This window comes from Acinetobacter genomosp. 33YU (genome assembly GCF_001990725.1).
Lineage (GTDB): Bacteria > Pseudomonadota > Gammaproteobacteria > Pseudomonadales > Moraxellaceae > Acinetobacter > Acinetobacter seifertii.
Window position 1 is genome coordinate 1 of record NZ_LFZQ01000004.1, and the last position, 18,041, is coordinate 18,041.

Consider the following 18,041-nt stretch of genomic DNA (forward strand, 5'->3'; position numbering starts at 1 on the left):
ACAGGTAATTTCGATATTTTTTAAAACTTATTTTCTAAACCACCTTATCATCAAATTCATCACTTAAAGCAACCAACTTAATCACAAGTAACTGTTTTTCAACAAGTTTCTATCTGCATCACCGCCGATGGATGTGCATTATAGAGGATTATTAACCCTTTGCAATACCTTTCTCATATTCTATTATTCAAGCGGTCACTTTTTGTGCTTTTTCGCCATATTTCTATATTATTTGACCAATTTTACATTGATAATAGGTTATCGCTTCTGTATTAAAATATATCTCTATCCAACTGCATATTATAGATAGCCTGGCTAGCGGTTAAGGAATTATATGAATTATTCTAATTTACTATTATCGAGCTTATTAACTGTTGGTATTTATACATCAGCACACGCTCAAGAAAATCTTACTGAAGGATCTACCGCGAGTTCGGAAGATGTCGCTTCGACAGAGGCTCAGCAGAGCCGCCCCCGCTCACAAATTATTAAAGACTTGAAAGGTCTAAAAGCTAAAGATTTAAAAATCAATGCAAACGCTGCTCAACCTGACACAGTAAAAGATCCATTACAGTCATTAAACCGCCCGATTTATTCTTTTAATGACATGCTAGATCGCAATTTTTTACGTCCCGTTGCAGTTCAATATAACGAAAAAACACCAGAAGATGTTCGCGGCTCTTATCGCCAGTTCCGCAAAAACCTGGGTGAGCCATGGAATGCTGTTAACCAACTCATTCAAGGTCGCCCTGGTCGCGCAGTAAAAACCCTAGGCCGATTTACTGTAAACACCTTAACAACTTTAGGTTTAGCTGACCCTGCTAGTCGCTTAGGGCTTCCACCTGAAGACGAAAGTTTTGGCGTAACTCTTGGTTACTATGGTGTTCCTTCAGGACCCTTCCTAATGCTACCTTTCTTTGGCCCAAGTACTTTACGTGATGGTTTAGGCTTAGCTGTAGACTCTCAAGCTCGTCCACAAAAGTATATTATGGATAACCAAGATGGTTTGTATTGGTCAACCAACGTCTTACAAGCTGTTGATACACGTGCCCAGTATTTAGATTTGGATCAAACGATACAAGGCGATCAATATGCGATGATTCGCGATTTGTATCTTCAACGTAAGGCGTTCCAGATTGCCGAGAAAAAGGGTAATTCAGCAGACGTATCTTTCATCGATGATGACGAATCTGAAGATGCTCCAGATGATAGCCAACCTAAAAGCAAGAAATAATTAAAGAAGAAATCAAGGTATTGTATCTACTATATAGAAAGGCAATACCTTGATTTTGATTATACATCCTCTATGATGGATAAAATGATCTTGAAAAAGGACAATCATATCTTCTATGTATTTTATTAAACCGACACGCTCTATCCCTTTCTTAGAGCAAGCTCTGGAATCACTTCCAGACTTACAAGTCATTCACATAGATGATCTCGATTTATACGATCCAACAATTATCGCAATTGCTGATGTACAAGATTTCCTGACTTATAAATGGCGTTTACCTACCATTGTGATTGCTTTCGAACATGAAGGTAGTGCATTAGCTCAGGCATGGGAGGCAGGTGCTCTTGCTGGATGGGTATGGAACCAGTTACCTCAAGATCTGAATAAAGCATTAACAAGAATTGATGCTCAATATAAACGCAATCAAGATAGTCGCGACTTACCTTCGGCAGCAGAATTACAAAAACGTTTACTACCGAATCCTATTGATTTATTAAATTATGAAGTTGAAACTTTTTTCCAACCTTCCGCATATCTATCAGGTGACTGGTATGACTATTGGAAATTAAACGATAAAGAAGTTTTATTTTATCTTGCAGATGTATCAGGACACGGTGTAACAAGCAGTTTATTAACTTCTTGGATGGCCGCCTTTCATGGCCGTTCAAAAACACCCCGACAGTTGATCAAAAAATTAAATGGAATGCTCGTTCAAGAAAATATTGAAAAACATATTACGATCGTGGTCGGTATTTTAAATCTTGAAACGCATAATCTTCGCTGGTCTAGTGCAGGTCACTACCCTCCTCCAATTATTTTTGAACCTAATCAACCCCCCAAAATTTTAACGACTAGTAGTTTCCCTTTGGGTTTAACAGATGAATTGGAAGTTGAAGAACATGTTTGCACATTAAATCGTCATGCGCGTTTTATTGTTTGCTCAGATGGAGCACTAGAACCATTTGATGGCGGATTGAATGATCAGTTTCAACAATTGGTCCAACATTTGCAAAATCAATCATTCCAAGCCCCTGATCATGTTGCTGATGACATCGCGATTTTTAGTCTTTGTCGAATGAATTAATTTAAAAATCAATCAATTAAAAAATATACGACTTAAGGACTCTTGAGTCTGAGATGGCACTATGTGATAATTTTTCTATCCTTCTCTGAAAATGGCATTTATATGTCAACAGGTCATGTTGAATATGCAAGCTTAAATGGAACGCATATTTTCAAACTTATTGGTGAAGTGCGAGCCCATTCTTGTATAAGTCTAGACAAACTTTTAAACAGAATTGAACAGCAAGAGAATGTTGTTGGTGCAATCGTTGATTTAACCCAAACAACATTTATTGATAGTACTGTATTAGGCATCTTAGCTAAGCTAGGCTTAAAACTGAAACAGACTCATCATATTCAAGCTGTGATGCTATCTACCAATCCAGATATCACAACCTTAGCCAACAGCATGGGGCTAGGGCAGGTTTTTGTCATTTTGAATTATTGTGGCGATCCTAACGTTTGTACTTTGACGCTAACGGATGAACACATTACTCATAATGCAATGCTAAGAACCGTGCTGGATGCACACAAGACATTGATGAAACTTAATGCAAACAATCAGAATATGTTTGAGCCACTTGTTAAGCAATTGCAGAAAGAACAAGACACGCTTGAACAAGTATCTGATAAGCAAAATGCCTAAATTTTATTGCTAATCTGGATTTGTATATGACTCTTGTTTCAGTTGTTCAAATGAATTCTCAAGATGACATTGAAAGCAACTTTCAAATAATCGAGTCATTGATTCAGCAAAGCAAAGCTCAAAATGCCAGCTTAATTGTTTTTCCAGAAAACTTTGTATGTTTCGCTGCTGGTAAACAGCGTGAAACAGCTGAGCAATTTGAATCAATTCAGCAAAGACTTGAGAAACTTGCGCATCAATATCAAATTTGGATTGTTGCTGGCACTTTACCGTGCCCATTTCGTCCAGATGGTTCTATCATACAAGATGGCCGTGTGCGCACAGTAAGCTTATGTATTAGTCCAGAAAGGACAGAAGCACGTTACGACAAAATACATTTATTTGATGTTCAAGTTGGCGATGCTGTCGGTGGATATCAAGAATCTCGCTTCTTTGAACCTGGAACAGACGTTGTAGTCACATCTACCCCTTTTGGCAATATCGGGCTAATGGTATGTTATGACTTGCGTTTTCCTGAGTTAGCTTTAACCTTGAGACAACAAGGTGCTCATCTATTGACTGCACCAGCAGCATTTACCTATACAACAGGGCAAATGCACTGGCAGCTTTTATTACAAGCACGTGCGATGGATAGTCAATGTTATGTTTTAGGGGCAGCACAGCAAGGTTGGCATGGAGAAAAACGTCAAACTTGGGGACATGCAGGAGCAACTGATAGCCGTGGACAAGTTTTAAGTATGATTGAACATGAAGGTAATGGTTTAATTACTGTACCTTTTGATTTAACTGCTCAAGAGCTTGTCCGTACATCAATGCCTTTAATGACGCATCGTAAATTAATTCACTATTAAAAGCTTAATTATTCATGTGGAAATATTTAATTAGCATTTTTTGCTTAGGGGCAAATATTCACTGTTATGCAGCTGAGTTTGGTGCAACGAATCATTTTGTTTCTCCAAATTTGCAGCTGAAACAAGATGTTCTTCCACCAACTCCAAAAAACATTCCTCTGCCTGCTTTTGGTCAGCGGATTATTGGTTGGGGAACGGGTGCTGAAGGCGCAAGACAACGTTTAGAAAATATTCAACCTGCTGATGTTTCTATGATTAAAAAACAAGGAACAACTTTAGAAATGATTACAGCTTGGCAAGATTTCTATGAACAAGAGCAACAACGTAATGAAAATAACCCAACTGCAAAATATCGTGCTCGTTTAATGAAGAAAATTGCCGATCTCTGGTAACTGTTCCAAATTCATATTTTCAAGTCATAGGGTAATTTTTCGATTACTCTTTTTTTTGCGTTATCTCATTTTTATCAATAGCTCAGAATTATGAGCATTTAAGAAATTAAACATAAAGCGATATACTACAAAAGCATCTATTAGTTTTCTGAGAAATATATGGACCAAGACTGTCAAAATTTAAAGCTTGAGAATCAGTTATGTTTCCTCATTTATTCAACAAATTTAGCTCTGAATCAGCTTTATAGAAAACTTTTGACTCCATTAGGCATTACTTATCCTCAATATTTGGTAATGTTAGTTCTATGGGAAAAAGATGAGATTACCGTTTCAGAGATTGGCAACAAACTATTTTTAGAATCATCGACCTTAACTCCCATTTTAAAAAAGTTAGAAGCAATTCAACTCGTAAATCGCACTCGTTCAAAAGAAGATGAACGTCAAGTAATTATTACACTAAGTGAAAAAGGTAAAGAACTTAAGCAACAAGCTGTGAATATTCCAGCTCATATTTTGGAAGCAAGTTCTTGTGACATGACCACCCTACTTAGTTTGAAAGATCAACTAACACAACTTCGTACAAATATAGCCAAATAATCATCAATTTTTTTACAAATTTGGCTTGTTAAAATAATTAAGTTGTGTACGATATATTTGTATTCAATTTAATTTAGGAATAATAAGATGTCTTTAGAAAAAGTTGTATATCGTGCAAAAGCTAAAGCAACTGGTGGCCGTGATGGTCGTGCAACGTCTTCAGACGGCGTATTAGACGTACAACTCGGTGTACCTAAAGAAATGGGCGGAGCTGGTGGTGCTGTAACTAACCCAGAACAATTATTTGCAGCTGGTTACTCAGCGTGCTTTTTGGGTGCTTTAAAGTTTGTTGCAAACCGCGATAAATTTAATATTAGCAAAGATGCTTATGTTGAAGGCGAAGTCGGTATTGGTCCAATTCCTACAGGTTTTAGTATTGAAGTAACGTTAAATGTTTACTTAATCGGTATGGACCGTGAAGAAGCTGAAAAATTAGTGGAGGCAGCTCATATTGTTTGTCCATATTCAAATGCGACTCGCAATAATATTGATGTGACTTTTAATATTGTGACTGAATAAGTTTTGATATTTCAAAAATGCCCGAATCAAATCGGGCATTTTTTATATCTTCCAAATTATGCTTCACTTGCCTCATTGGTTACTCGAAGCACTTCTTCAAGTGTAGTTTTACCCGAAAGCACTTTACGCAAGCCATCATCACGAATTGAACCTGAATACTGACGAGCATGGTTTTCTAATTCATATTCAGCGGCATTGCCATGAATAAGGCGACGCATAGGTTCATCAACAGGTACAATTTCATAAATAGCCGTACGACCATTAAACCCTAAATGTGAGCAATGATCACACCCTTTGGCTTCAGGTAACTTTAAAGCTGGCTCATGCGAGATATGTTGAAAAACCTGCTTTTCAAAAGTATCGGCTTCACGCCATGTCATACAATGTGGACATAAAGTACGAACCAAACGTTGAGCAACCACCCCAATTAAAGAGCTTGATAATAAGAAGGGTTCAATCCCCATATCTTTAAGCCGAGTAACCGCTCCAATAGCAGTGTTGGTATGTAGTGTAGATAAAACCAAATGACCTGTTAACGAGGCTTGTACTGCAATTTCAGCAGTTTCTAAGTCACGAATCTCGCCCACCATCACCACATCAGGATCTTGACGTAACATTGCTTTTAAAGCACGAGCAAATGTCATATCCACTTTGGTATTCACTTGGGTTTGACCAATACCTTCGAGTTGATATTCGATAGGATCCTCGGCAGTTAAGATATTTCGGGTATTGTCATTTAGATCAGATAGAGCTGCATATAAAGTTGTTGTTTTACCTGAACCCGTAGGCCCTGTGACTAAAATAATGCCGTGTGGACGATGTACCAATTGCGTTAAACGTTCATAATCATTTGACATTAAGCCCAAGTGAGTCATATTGAGTCGACCCGCTTGTTTATCGAGTAAACGCATAACAACCCTTTCACCATGTGACGATGGCAAAGTTGAAACACGGACATCAACTTCACGGCCAGCAAGACGTAAAGAAATACGTCCATCTTGCGGTACACGCTTTTCAGCAATATCGAGTTTCGCCATAACTTTAATACGTGAAACAAGTAATGGAGCTAGTTCACGGCGTGGCTGTACAATTTCACGCAATTGACCATCTACCCGTAAACGAACAGATAATTTCTTTTCGAAAGCTTCAATATGAATATCTGAAGCCCCTACCCGAATTGCCTCTGAAAGTAATGCATTGATCAGACGGACAATAGGCGCGTCATCTTCTTGATCCATTAAGTCTTCTGTTTCAGGAACTTGATCGGCAAGACTCAATAAATCTGGATGATCTTCTAAACCAGCCGCAACTTGTTGCGACTCCCCAGTGTCGCCTGCGTAACTCGTACTTAATAGACTATTAAACTCTTGTTCAGTACATAACTGATAATGTGCAGGCTTCCCCAAAATTCGTCTTGCTTCCTGCAATGCAATTTTTTCTGTATTTTGACGTCTAACAATAAAAACTTGATCACCGTCATAACGAAATAAAACACCATGACGCTTGGCAAAACTATATGGAACTTGTATTTGTTTCAATATTTGCATCACAATTTATAATGATGAGTAAGATGATTTTGAGTGTACTCTAAGCAGATTACAGCGTGAAGTCTGTTTAACAACTCGGTAGAGGAATTTTACGTCTTGTTTGAAAATAATGAATATCAGCCTCGCCCCCAAAATTCTTTAAAATGGTGGGGTGAACAGCACTTTGAAATTAACCAATCCAAAGCATGGCAATTTGGTTCAATGCTCTTTCGTTTAACGCGTGGCATAAAAGAATGGCGTATCGAATATTATCGTCCTTCTCTTCAAGATGATAATGAGCAAGATTGGCATCCAGTTGCCGACCCACATTTTGCTTTTCCACATAATGTTCAAGTCGAACGTTATATGTTTCGAAAGACCAATTCAGAATTTTTACTGATGCCACGTCTGGCAGATCGTTCTGTGGTTATTAAACCTGTTGATCCGATTTATATTCCAGCAGGTCAGCGAGGAACTCTTTATATTAGTACGCCTCTCTGGATTGCTGGTTTAGTTGAAAGTCAGCATGAGCCTTTATTTGAAATTCCTGTAATTCAGCCTAAAGATACATGGTTTGGGCCTAATGCGCAGCAAGGTGAAATTTGCTATGCAACCTCTGTTGATGGACGTACTGATTTAAACTTGTTAACACCACGTGCGTTTCGTGCAGTTACACCCATTGATTTTCACAATACCAGTAACCATCAATTACGCTTTGATCGTATGAATGTACCAGTAACTGCACTACCTCTTTTTTATAGTGAAAGTACTGGTCGTTTATGGACTTCTCAAATTAAAGTTTATTATGAGGGCTCTGACCGTCCTGCCCGTATTCGTATTGAAAACCGTACACCACCTCTTGCTGGTGAAGTGACTTATGTTCATCCCCCGCGGTCACCTGGTGGTGCACTATTTAATATGTTTGATTCATTCTTTTAAGGGGGTTATATGGCTGATACAAGTATTCCGAAAGAAATCGCTTATAGTCTCAAAAGTATATTTACCAATATTAATACCGAACGTATTAGTGAAATTTTAGTCGGTGTTGTGCTTTGCTTTATTGGTTTTGTTCTTGCACGCATTATTTCAAATACATTTATTAGAACTATTGGCTCACGCTTTAATGCTCATCAACGTTTAGTGTGGCGTCGTGGTATTTTTTATTTTATTTTCTTACTCTTCATTATGACGAGTTTGAAAGAGGCAGGATTTAAACTTAGTGTATTCCTTGGAGCGGCAGGGATTTTAACAGTAGCACTTGGTTTTGCTTCACAAACATCAGCCAGTAACTTAATTAGTGGTCTATTTTTGATTGGGGAAGGTTCATTTGAAGTCGGTGATACCATTCAAATTACCCTCATTCGTGGCAATACCATCGAAGGTGAAGTCATTTCAATTGACCTACTCTCGGTTAAGCTACTCACGCTCGACAATGTTTATATTCGTTTGCCGAATGAACAACTTATTCGTGCGCCTGTACACAACTTATCTAAATATCCGATACGGCGTATTCCAATTACACTCGCCATTAACTTTCACGAAGACATTATTAAAGTTCGCGAAGTGTTACTAAATGTGGCAGCGAATTATCCACTCGTATTAGATGACCCAAAACCTGCGGTAACTGTAACTGCATTTAGGGAATCATCGATTGAGCTTTTATTTGCAATGTGGTGCCGCCAAGAAAATTCTTTAAAAGTTCGAGATGAAATGCAAGAACGTATCCGAAATGGCTTTTTAGATAACCAAATTGAAATTCCTGTTCCTAAAATGGGATTAATTGATCGTCCATCTACTGTTTTTGCTGAAGATGATATTGATCAATACAGCAACCAGAAAGAGTTAAAACGAGAGCCTAAAGCTTAGGCTCTTGATTCTTCTGCACAGAGGATGATGGTGGTAATGGTGCAAGATAAGCAATTATCAACATTACCCCACCTGCTCCAATAAATGAAATAACTCGAGTTAATGTTGCACTTTGCGATAGATCAAGCAAAATCAACTTTAATACAACAATCCCTAAAAGTGCTGCACCTACAAACCAGAGTTGACGAATCATTTTCCGACTAGAGTATGTGGTCAATACAAATGCCAAAATAACCCAAAGTAGTGTCAGGCTTAATTGGACTATTCCATTTGTCCAAATTGCCACGCTCCATAGTGGTGTAGCCCAGTAGTGGTGCAAGCCCCGAACGACCACACTACTGAACACTAACAGTCCCACTAAAATTGTTGTAATTTTAAAAGTCCACTCCAGTGACTTATCTTGATCAAAATCATGTTGATAAATAATAAAGAGTAGGCCTGCAAATCCCGTAATTGAAAGTAAGTCAGTTAAGTTAAATAAAGGAACAAAATATAGGTACTCGGCAGAATGAATATCAACACTCACCGCAAGCAACCACAATAAGCTCAAACACCACACCGGAATTTGATGCAACAACGTCGCTTTATGAGCTTTATATGCCCAAAGTGAATACCCCCCTGGAACAAAAGCCAAAGCCACAATTGGCATTTGCGGAAAAATAGCCACACCCACTATCGCTAATACTAACCAGCTTAAACCAGCCCAGACTTTTAAGTAGCTAGATTCCCCCGACTGCGGTTGAGCGATAATAAATAAACCACTAAGAAGAATAGTACTAACAAGGAAAGTAATTTGCTGTAATGAATCTACCCATTTAAACAACGTAAAAACTTGACTTGTAAAGGCTTCACCCAAAATTAGTAACAGTAACAGACTAATTAAAAGTAACTGTAAACTTTCCCATTGGACGCGAAGCTTATAATGAATAACTGCACTAAATATTGCGATTAGGGCTATGGCAAACATCAAATATGGGCTTAAGGCATGATGATGCCATGCCATTATTTCTACACCTGCTACAGCACCCGCATACATACCTAGACATAAGAAAATGCCGCTAAACATGCTTGCACTGAAATAGCGTTGTTCTTTACTGTTGTATTGCAGTAAATAAAAGGCCGAAATGAATTGAGCAATTGCATAAATGCTAGTGCTTAGCGTTGGAAACTCTTCATTTGCCCAAACCTGATAAAACAGTGCAAGTGAGCTAAGTAAAACTAAAATCACCCCAATATATCGGCTTAAACGGTAGCGTTCAGTTACTCCCCATACAATGAGGGCCGTACCTTGAGCAACCCAACCAATAGCAGTCCAATGTGCCCCTTTCGCGAGTGGAAAAATTAAGGCAAAAAAAGCAACGGAAAGAATGAAAAAGCTTTTGGCAAGAACTGAAAGTTCTGGATGGGATTTTTTAATCCAATAAGTTAATACCGCATAAGTACCCGCTAATACAGCAGCACCAATCGTCAAAGCTTGGGTCGACTCATGAACTAAATAGGCATGAAGCGTAAAGCCTAATACAGGAACACTAAAAATAAGACCAACATCTAACAGTGGAGGTAAACGAATACCTACTTGTTTATCATGTTCTGAAACCCGCGATATATTTTGGCTATAACGAACACTTAACCAAATAAACAAAGCAATATGACACCATAAGATCCAGTCTAATGTGTCAAACTTTGCGGGTTCTGCATAAAATGCGATTGCACTACCACCAATAAACATTGTGGCAAAGAAAGCAATCTGATTTAGGATTTTCCAAGGCTGAATAAAATTAACAGCAGCCACTGCAAGATTAATGACGAAGTAATAACTAAATAGGCAAATCACATCTGGGCGATATTGCGGAATAACTAAAGGTGCCGCATAAGCCATACCGAGTGCTAATATTGCCAAATAAATTGCTTGTTGTTTTAAGCTCAGGAATACTGTAATTGCTAATAAAATAGCAAATAAAATACTCGCTGTAGTGAGATTAGCAATCACACCAAAATGATGTGAGAACACCAGCGTCAAAAATACAACTGCAAGTCCTACACCCTGCAATGCCACAGCAAAAAGTTGATTTTTCTTTTGCAAGGTATACCCAAATGCTGTTAACACAGCTCCAGCAATTGCAATAAAACCAAGTTTTACACCTAAGCTTAACTGCCAGTGCTCACTTGCAAAACGTAATAACAACACTACTCCAACCATCAGCACAGCAACAGCAACTCTTAAGATTGGATTACCATGAACCATCCAATCGACTGCTGGTTGCCACCATGCGCTTTGTACATGAGCTATTTGTTGTTCTTGATTTAAAGCTATTGTTTCAGGTAGAGCTGGCTTGACTGGCTCAACGATATTTTTTGGATCAACTTGCTCTATCGCTGGAGTTATAGCTTCTGTTTGTAGAGTATCGTTTACACGAACAGTTTGTTTTGCTGACTCAAGGAACAATAGACGAGTATGAAATGCACTAATGATTTGAATCAAACATAATAATAAAACCAGTAATGCCCCACCAGCAATCCACATCCAATGATTAATATAAGCAACTAATGCAACCAAGGCGGCTGCATAAATTACTGTTCTTTGTATGTGTATAGAATAAAGTGGCGTTTTCTGCTGAGAAAACTGTTGTTCTAAATGAATTAAACGCTGATGCAAATTTGATAAAAATTGAACTAATATGACAGTGAGCGCAATAGATAAAGCAACAACGGCGCTTTGAAATTTAAAACCAATTGAAATGGCTAAAAACAAAGTCAAAGCGATCAAAACGACGATCATTCCCTGTTTGTCTTTTTTATACATGGGCTTAGCAATATAACAGCTTCATTACATGTCATATTACTTCAAGCCAATACAAGCGTATATTTATTCATACAAAATACTGCAAAAATCATAATCCTGCATTCATAGCCATTTTCACGTAAAATACCCCTAATTCAAATTAAGGAATTGTTCAATGCCACCATTTGTCTTGGTTGATGGGTCCTATTTTTTATTTCGTGCATATCATGCATTACCACCATTGACGACCTCTACAGGGTTACATACCAATGCAATACGTGGGGCAATTTCTGCCATTCAAAAATTAATGCGCCGTATGCAGCCAACACATATGGCTGTCATTTTTGATACGCCTGAGCCAACTTTCCGTCATAAGCTTTCACCTATTTATAAAGGTGATCGCCCAACCATGCCTGAAGAGCTATCTCAACAAATTCCATATTTGCATGCATTGATTAAAGCTCAAGGGATTCCTTTATATAGTCTTCCGGGTGCTGAAGCAGATGACATTATCGGTACACTTGCTAAACGTGCCGTACTCGAGGGCCATCATGTCCTTATCTCAACTGGAGATAAAGACATGGCTCAGCTCGTCAATGACCATGTAAAATTAGAAGATAGCTTTAAAGACCGTGTAATGGACAGCGACGGCGTATTTGAGAAGTTTGGCGTTTGGCCAAATCAGATTATCGACTATTTAACGCTAATGGGCGATGCATCTGACGGTATTATGGGCGTGCCTGGCGTGGGCGCAAAAACAGCAGCCAAGTTACTGACTGAATACGGCACATTGGACAATATCATTGCCAATGCTGATCAACTTAAAGGCAAGATTAGCCAAAATATTAAAGATAATTTAGATAATATTAAGCTTGATCACCAGTTAGCTAGCATTGTCTGTGATCTTCCTTTAGAACTCGACTGGCATGAATTAAAGCTTACTGATCCAAACGTAGAGGCTTTGCGTAATCTATACACTGAGCTTGAGTTTAGAAACCAATTACAATCGCTTGATCATCCAAACAACCCAAATAGTTCAAGCTACAAACAGCAAGCTTCACAGACTATTGTTCAAAATGAAGTTAAACCTGCTGAAACGATAGAAACCGAAGATCAAGCCAGCTTAACTAGTCAAGATGACCAGCTTGGAACTGCAAATTATCATACTGTTTTAACTCAAGAAGCTTGGGATCAACTCTGGCAACGCATGCAAAATGCTGATCATTTTGCTATTGATACAGAGACCACAAGTCTTGATTACCGTATTGCAGAAATGGTCGGTTTTTCAATCGCCTTTGATGCACAAGATGCCTACTATGTGCCTTTAGCGCATAACTATGAAAATGCACCACAACAACTGAACCGTGAACAAATTCTAGCTCAAATTAAGCCTGTGCTAGAAAATGAAGCAGTTAAAAAAATCGGTCATCACCTTAAATATGACGCCCATATTTTTGCAAACCACGGTATAGAGCTTAAAGGCTGGTATTTCGATAGCATGCTGGCATCGTATGTACTAAATGCAGCTGCTACTCGTCATGGTATGGATGATGTTGCTCGTGTCTACTTAAGTCACTTAACCACGACTTTTGAACAAATTGCTGGTAAAGGTGCTAAACAGAAGACTTTTAATCAAATTGAGATTGAAGTTGCTGCTCATTATGCAGCCGAAGATGCACATGTGACCTATCGTTTATATGAAGTCCTTTCAAATAAACTTAAAGCACATCCTGAGCTAGAAAATATTTTATATAACATTGAAATGCCAGTTGCCCGAATTTTGTCAGGCATGGAAGAAGATGGTATTCGTTTAGATCATGCTTTCTTAGACAAATTAAGTGTCGAGTTTGCAAAAACCATGGAAGGCCTTGAAAATCAGGCTATGGAAATTGCAGATGAAACTTTTAATATTGCTTCACCTAAGCAAGTAGGCGAAATCCTATTTGATAAATTAGGAATCAAAGGTGGTAAAAAAACTGCAACTGGACAATACAGCACCAGTGAAAGTGTTTTAGAAAAAATTGAACATCCTTTAGCGGAAATTATTCTAGAACATCGTGGGTTAGCAAAGCTAAAAAGTACCTATACTGACCGTTTAGTTGAGCAATCTCATAACGATACCCATCGCGTACATACGAGTTATCATCAAGCACTCACAGCGACAGGCCGTCTCTCCTCTTCTGATCCTAACTTACAGAATATTCCAATTCGTAGACAAATTGGCCGTCAAATTCGTAAGGCATTCATTGCACCAGAAGGACGAGTTCTATTGGCTGCCGATTACTCACAAATTGAACTTCGTTTAATGGCTCATTTTTCTCAAGATGAAGCATTGGTACACGCGTTCCAACATGGTCAAGACGTTCACCGTCGTACGGCAGCAGAAGTATTGGGTATTGCAATTGAAGATGTGACTAATGACCAACGCCGCCAAGCGAAAGCAGTTAACTTTGGTCTACTGTATGGTATGTCTGAGTTTGGCTTAATTCGTCAATTAGGCTTCACACGTCAAGAATCGCAAAATTATATTAAGCAATATTTCCAGCGCTATCCTGGCATTTATGAATATATGCAACGCACACGTCAGGTTGCATCAGAGCAAGGCTTTGTGGAAACCATTTTAGGTCGTCGTCTATATACACCAGATATTGATGCAAGAAATGTGATGGTACGTAAGGCTGCTGAACGTGCTGCAATTAATGCGCCTTTACAAGGTAGTGCGGCTGATATTATTAAACTTGCAATGATTGAAGTTGATAAAATCTTGCCAAAAGATCAAGCCAAACTACTACTTCAAGTACACGATGAATTAGTATTTGAAGCTAATCAAAATATTGCTGAGGAACTTTCAAAACAAATCGCAAAAGTCATGGAATCTGTTGTAGAAATTTCCGTGCCTTTAGTGGTTGAAGTAGGACAAGGACAAAACTGGGATGATGCCCATTAATTAATAGAAATAAAAAAGGGCTGTGAAATACAGCCCTTTTTATTGAGTTAGCTTAAAGACCAGTTAAGAGAACTTTAGCAACTTCATTCATTAAAATTTCGGCAATATACAGTGCCAAAAATGCCAAAATTGGCGATAAGTCAATCATTCCCATATTAGGCAATAAACGACGGAATGGCGCCAGTAATGGTTCAGCTAAATCTTGAATCACTTCAATATAAGGTGAACGAGATTGAGTGAACATAACCACCCAACTCAAAATGATTGTCGCAAAAATCAAATAACGGCAGAAACGAATCAAATCTTGAATCATGGTCACAAATGTCAGAATCACTAAATGAATCGGACTATTTGGCATTGAGCCAGAAAGATACATTACACCGAAAATTTTCAGTAAATATAAAATAATTAAAAGAACTAATGCGGCTAAATTGAATCGGCCTTTTGCGACCGTTGGAAAAATTCGGCCAAAAATATCAACAATTTTCGTCGCTTTTACTGTCGATAAAACCACAGGATTATAAGGACTTACTGCCGCCAATTGCATTAAAAAACGGAAAAAGACCAATAAAATCGCGACATTAATTAAAATTCCAAAAATTAGCGCAGAATTTGCACCCATAGTTGTCTTATCCTATTTAAGCTATTTTGCACTGTCACTCAGTTCTTGAGCCAACTCTTGACTACGCTTCTGTGCAGCAGCCAATGCAGATTGAATATTTTGGGAGATTTGTGCACGGTCAAAAACTTCAAGTGCAGCTTGTGTCGTACCATTTGGTGATGTCACATTCTTACGAAGTTCAGATGGAGTATTTGAACTCGTAATTGCCATTTGAGCTGCACCTAATGCCGTTTGAAGAGTTAAAGCAGTAGCAACTTTTTCATCAAGTCCTAAATTTTTACCAGCACGGATCATACTTTCCATGAGATAGAAAAAATATGCAGGACCTGAGCCAGAAACCGCTGTTACCGCATCAATTTGAGCTTCGGAGTTTACCCAAATTGTTAAGCCTGTGGCTGCTAAAATTTGACTCGTTAATTCACGATCCGCAGAACCCACCACATCATTTGCATAGATACCATGCGCACCAGTTTGAACGAGGGCTGGCGTATTTGGCATAACGCGAACAATTCGGTTGCTATCAATTAAGTTTGATATCGTTTGAATTTCAGCACCAGCAATAATTGATATAACCAATTTATCTGATAAAAATCCTTTTAGAGGACGCAAAACAGTTGCCAAAACTTGTGGTTTTACTGCCAATACAACGACATCAGCATTTTTAATTGCAGCCACATTATCTTGTGTTACATGAACTTCTTTTTCTTGTAATAAATGGCGGATTTGTTCAACTGGATCTGAAACGGTAATACGTGTTGGCGGTAAACCTCTTGAAATCAGGCCACCAATCAAGGCTTGGGCCATATTACCACCACCAATAAAACAGATATTACTATTTACTGCACTTGTCATAACCATATTCGCCATTTACCAGATCACAAGAATGAGAAATTAAATCTGGTTGCCATCCTCCTTGCTCACAATACGGAGACTGAGCCAACCAAAATCCTTTCGGTGTAAAAACCCCAAGCATAACATTATCTATGACTAATATTTGAATTGTATGACGAAGCCAAGGCAAAATATGTGCTTCTTGAATTGCTTTTTTTAACGGCCATTGCCCAACACGACCATATAAATGGACTTTTTCACCGCCTTGACGTCGAATTATTTTCAATTCTTTATTTAGTAAAGAATGACTCAAACCAATTTCTTTAGACAGAATATGAAAAAGTCCAGAAGCCCCCTGCCATTTTTCTTCTAATTTAAATACATGCTCGAGTTCAGCTTCAACCGGATTTAATGTTTCGGCAAGAAAATCTTGCTTACTTAATCTATAAAGGTAATTTTGATAACGAACATAGTAAAACTGATTCCAGTGCAAAGCGGCTTGTGCATCAGACTTTGAATTAATTACTTCACTCTTTAACCGCTCAACCATTTCAAATGCAGGCCGATATTGTCCATCACCTTTCATCCAAACAGAAAGTAATTGACGCTGACGTGCAGATGTCAACTCTAGTAATTTAGTTAAATCTAAACACTCAGCCGTGCCACAATGTTTTAAATCAACTTTTAAAACTTCTTCTAAAATTTCAGAAGCATCTTGCATGAGATAACTGGTTCGGCTTAAAGCCTGCTGCATTTTCGGAAATCGATTTTGTAAGAATGGCCAAAGCTCTTCACGTGACCATGCCCGATCATAATGAATATCATAATTTGTAGGATCATTTACATACTCAATTTCAAGTTGAGCGGTCCAAGCAGCAATTTGTTCACGAGTTAAATCTAAAAAAGGACGCCAAATCGCCATATCTACACGATAATCAATAGACTGCATAGCAGCAAGTCCATCAACACCAGCTCCCGACAACAATCTTAATATAACTGTTTCGGCTTGATCTTGTTGATGGTGTGCAAGCACTAAAGTTTCATTAGGTTGTAAATGCTGTAGATAAGCTTGATAACGTGCCTGACGTGCTTGAGCTTCCAAATTACCATCAGTAACTTGGACTTTTTGAATAATATAAGGGATATTTAAACTTATTGCTTGATTGGCAACTAGTTTCGACCATTCTGCACTTTGTTCTTGCAGTTGATGATCAATGTGAATTACTCGGATCTTTTGAGGGAAAATTTGAGACATCAAATGTAGCAGCAGCATTGAATCCATGCCGCCACTACATCCAATAAGAAAAGAGCTATTCTCTGAAAACTCTTGAGACTGCTTTAAGACGCTATGCCTAAATTTTCGCTGCCAAACTTCATTAAACGTTGATAACGTGCTTCGCATCGTTCATTTGCATCCATTGGTAGCAATTCATCTAAAGCTTGCTTCAAAACTACTTTTAGATTTTGCATAACACGCTCAGGGTCTAAATGAGCCCCTTCGCCTTCATCTACTACATATTCAACAATACCTAAAGATTGCAGCTTATCTGCTGTCAAACCTAAAGCTTCACTTGCTTGAGCCGCTTTTTCAGCAGTCTTCCACAAAATAGATGCACAGCCTTCTGGTGAAATAACAGAATAAATACTATGAGATAGCATAATTACTCGGTCAGCAACACCAATACCTAAAGCACCACCAGAACCGCCTTCACCGAGTACTGTTGCAACTACAGGAACTTTCAAACTTGAAAGTTGAGCAAGACTCGTTGCAATTGCTTCAGCTTGTCCACGCTCTTCAGCACCAACACCTGGGTAAGCGCCCATAGTATCAATAAATGTAAAGACTGGAAGATTAAAACGCTCAGCCATATCTAATAAACGCTGAGATTTACGGTAACCTTCTGGGTTCGCCATACCAAAGTTGTGCTTTAATTTTTCACGGGTACTACGACCACGGTGTTGTCCAATGACCATCACAGGTTGACCGTCAAAACGAGCAAGACCACCTACCATCGCACCATCGTCACCAAACAAACGATCACCATGCAAGGCATCAAACTCTGTAAAGATTTCACCGACATAATCTAGAAATTGCGGACGATCAGGATGACGTGCAATTTGAACCGTTGTCCACGCTTTGGACTGAGTAGCTTTTTTCATAGGTCG

The 18,041-nt window shown here is 38.5% G+C and carries 16 protein-coding genes; 10 read left to right on the plus strand and 6 right to left on the minus strand.

What is annotated here, in order from left to right:
* The first annotated feature begins 334 nt into the window (after positions 1-334).
* From AC056_RS02860 to AC056_RS02890, 7 genes are all read left to right on the plus strand, one after another.
* Positions 335-1,234, plus strand: a complete 900-nt coding sequence (locus AC056_RS02860) for a VacJ family lipoprotein (RefSeq protein WP_223850120.1) — start codon at positions 335-337, stop codon at positions 1,232-1,234.
* A gap of 115 nt (positions 1,235-1,349) precedes the next feature.
* The gene (gene gigA / locus AC056_RS02865) at positions 1,350-2,318 is read left to right on the plus strand and encodes an RsbU family protein phosphatase GigA (protein ID WP_077162695.1); all 969 of its coding nucleotides are present in this window, start codon (positions 1,350-1,352) and stop codon (positions 2,316-2,318) included.
* A 102-nt stretch (positions 2,319-2,420) separates the two neighbouring features.
* Entirely contained in the window at positions 2,421-2,942 is a 522-nt protein-coding gene (gene gigB, locus AC056_RS02870; protein ID WP_000103065.1) for an anti-anti-sigma factor GigB, read from the plus strand.
* Positions 2,943-2,968: 26 nt separating this feature from the next.
* Positions 2,969-3,793, plus strand: coding sequence for a carbon-nitrogen hydrolase family protein (locus tag AC056_RS02875; RefSeq protein WP_004698535.1), 825 nt, complete (start codon positions 2,969-2,971; stop codon positions 3,791-3,793).
* 14 nt (positions 3,794-3,807) lie between these two features.
* On the plus strand, positions 3,808-4,185 hold the full coding sequence (locus AC056_RS02880; protein ID WP_004698537.1) for a DUF4951 domain-containing protein: 378 nt from the start codon (positions 3,808-3,810) through the stop codon (positions 4,183-4,185).
* 159 nt (positions 4,186-4,344) lie between these two features.
* Positions 4,345-4,782: a MarR family winged helix-turn-helix transcriptional regulator gene (locus tag AC056_RS02885; RefSeq protein ID WP_019456657.1), complete on the plus strand. Its 438-nt coding sequence runs from the start codon at positions 4,345-4,347 to the stop codon at positions 4,780-4,782.
* Positions 4,783-4,869: 87 nt separating this feature from the next.
* Entirely contained in the window at positions 4,870-5,301 is a 432-nt protein-coding gene (locus AC056_RS02890; RefSeq protein WP_004698547.1) for an organic hydroperoxide resistance protein, read from the plus strand.
* A 56-nt stretch (positions 5,302-5,357) separates the two neighbouring features.
* Here the strand turns inward: AC056_RS02890 and gspE are convergent, their stop codons facing one another.
* On the minus strand, positions 5,358-6,848 hold the full coding sequence (gene gspE / locus AC056_RS02895; protein ID WP_077162696.1) for a type II secretion system ATPase GspE: 1,491 nt from the start codon (positions 6,846-6,848) through the stop codon (positions 5,358-5,360).
* 96 nt (positions 6,849-6,944) lie between these two features.
* On the opposite strand from gspE, the gene AC056_RS02900 reads away from it, so the two are divergent.
* Together AC056_RS02900 and AC056_RS02905 are read left to right on the plus strand one after the other, a co-directional pair.
* Positions 6,945-7,766 carry a hypothetical protein gene (locus tag AC056_RS02900; protein ID WP_077162697.1) on the plus strand — a complete coding sequence of 274 codons (822 nt, stop codon included), beginning with the start codon at positions 6,945-6,947 and terminating at the stop codon, positions 7,764-7,766.
* A gap of 9 nt (positions 7,767-7,775) precedes the next feature.
* Positions 7,776-8,693, plus strand: coding sequence for a mechanosensitive ion channel family protein (locus AC056_RS02905; RefSeq protein ID WP_039251156.1), 918 nt, complete (start codon positions 7,776-7,778; stop codon positions 8,691-8,693).
* On the opposite strand, the gene AC056_RS02910 is transcribed toward AC056_RS02905, so the two are convergent.
* Positions 8,683-11,496 carry a DUF2339 domain-containing protein gene (locus tag AC056_RS02910; protein WP_077162698.1) on the minus strand — a complete coding sequence of 938 codons (2,814 nt, stop codon included), beginning with the start codon at positions 11,494-11,496 and terminating at the stop codon, positions 8,683-8,685. The two genes, AC056_RS02905 and AC056_RS02910, sit on opposite strands and share 11 nt — an antisense overlap.
* 154 nt (positions 11,497-11,650) lie before the next feature.
* Here AC056_RS02910 and polA point away from each other — a divergent pair, with 154 nt between their 5' ends.
* A complete protein-coding gene (gene polA / locus AC056_RS02915; RefSeq protein WP_077162699.1) occupies positions 11,651-14,422 on the plus strand; it encodes a DNA polymerase I in 2,772 nt (923 codons plus the stop codon).
* Positions 14,423-14,474: 52 nt separating this feature from the next.
* Here polA and AC056_RS02920 read toward each other — a convergent pair whose 3' ends face one another.
* The 4 genes from AC056_RS02920 to AC056_RS02935 are packed head-to-tail and all read right to left on the minus strand — an operon-like array spanning position 14,475 to position 18,035.
* Positions 14,475-15,044 (minus strand): YggT family protein, encoded by a 570-nt coding sequence (locus AC056_RS02920; RefSeq protein WP_002054582.1) that lies wholly within the window; start codon positions 15,042-15,044, stop codon positions 14,475-14,477.
* A gap of 21 nt (positions 15,045-15,065) precedes the next feature.
* Positions 15,066-15,902: a pyrroline-5-carboxylate reductase gene (proC, locus tag AC056_RS02925; protein ID WP_077162700.1), complete on the minus strand. Its 837-nt coding sequence runs from the start codon at positions 15,900-15,902 to the stop codon at positions 15,066-15,068.
* Positions 15,877-17,277 (minus strand): tRNA lysidine(34) synthetase TilS, encoded by a 1,401-nt coding sequence (gene tilS, locus AC056_RS02930; RefSeq protein WP_077162701.1) that lies wholly within the window; start codon positions 17,275-17,277, stop codon positions 15,877-15,879. The genes proC and tilS overlap by 26 nt, the downstream gene beginning before the upstream one ends.
* Complete coding sequence (locus AC056_RS02935; RefSeq protein ID WP_004698563.1) at positions 17,214-18,035, minus strand: acetyl-CoA carboxylase carboxyltransferase subunit alpha; 822 nt, start codon at positions 18,033-18,035, stop codon at positions 17,214-17,216. Before AC056_RS02935 ends, tilS begins: the two co-directional genes overlap by 64 nt.
* Positions 18,036-18,041 lie beyond the last annotated feature (6 nt).

What these genes read in the sequence shown, in the direction of transcription:
- AC056_RS02885 (WP_019456657.1), top strand. Translation starts at nt 4,345, where the DNA reads ATGGACCAAGACTGTCAAAATTTAAAGCTTGAGAATCAGTTATGTTTC.
- proC (WP_077162700.1), bottom strand. Translation starts at nt 15,902, where the DNA reads ATGGTTATGACAAGTGCAGTAAATAGTAATATCTGTTTTATTGGTGGT.
- gigB (WP_000103065.1), top strand. Translation starts at nt 2,421, where the DNA reads ATGTCAACAGGTCATGTTGAATATGCAAGCTTAAATGGAACGCATATT.
- tilS (WP_077162701.1), bottom strand. Translation starts at nt 17,277, where the DNA reads ATGCGAAGCACGTTATCAACGTTTAATGAAGTTTGGCAGCGAAAATTT.
- AC056_RS02920 (WP_002054582.1), bottom strand. Translation starts at nt 15,044, where the DNA reads ATGGGTGCAAATTCTGCGCTAATTTTTGGAATTTTAATTAATGTCGCG.
- AC056_RS02860 (WP_223850120.1), top strand. Translation starts at nt 335, where the DNA reads ATGAATTATTCTAATTTACTATTATCGAGCTTATTAACTGTTGGTATT.
- AC056_RS02905 (WP_039251156.1), top strand. Translation starts at nt 7,776, where the DNA reads ATGGCTGATACAAGTATTCCGAAAGAAATCGCTTATAGTCTCAAAAGT.
- gigA (WP_077162695.1), top strand. Translation starts at nt 1,350, where the DNA reads ATGTATTTTATTAAACCGACACGCTCTATCCCTTTCTTAGAGCAAGCT.
- AC056_RS02890 (WP_004698547.1), top strand. Translation starts at nt 4,870, where the DNA reads ATGTCTTTAGAAAAAGTTGTATATCGTGCAAAAGCTAAAGCAACTGGT.
- AC056_RS02880 (WP_004698537.1), top strand. Translation starts at nt 3,808, where the DNA reads ATGTGGAAATATTTAATTAGCATTTTTTGCTTAGGGGCAAATATTCAC.
- polA (WP_077162699.1), top strand. Translation starts at nt 11,651, where the DNA reads ATGCCACCATTTGTCTTGGTTGATGGGTCCTATTTTTTATTTCGTGCA.
- AC056_RS02935 (WP_004698563.1), bottom strand. Translation starts at nt 18,035, where the DNA reads ATGAAAAAAGCTACTCAGTCCAAAGCGTGGACAACGGTTCAAATTGCA.
- AC056_RS02875 (WP_004698535.1), top strand. Translation starts at nt 2,969, where the DNA reads ATGACTCTTGTTTCAGTTGTTCAAATGAATTCTCAAGATGACATTGAA.
- AC056_RS02910 (WP_077162698.1), bottom strand. Translation starts at nt 11,496, where the DNA reads ATGTATAAAAAAGACAAACAGGGAATGATCGTCGTTTTGATCGCTTTG.
- gspE (WP_077162696.1), bottom strand. Translation starts at nt 6,848, where the DNA reads ATGCAAATATTGAAACAAATACAAGTTCCATATAGTTTTGCCAAGCGT.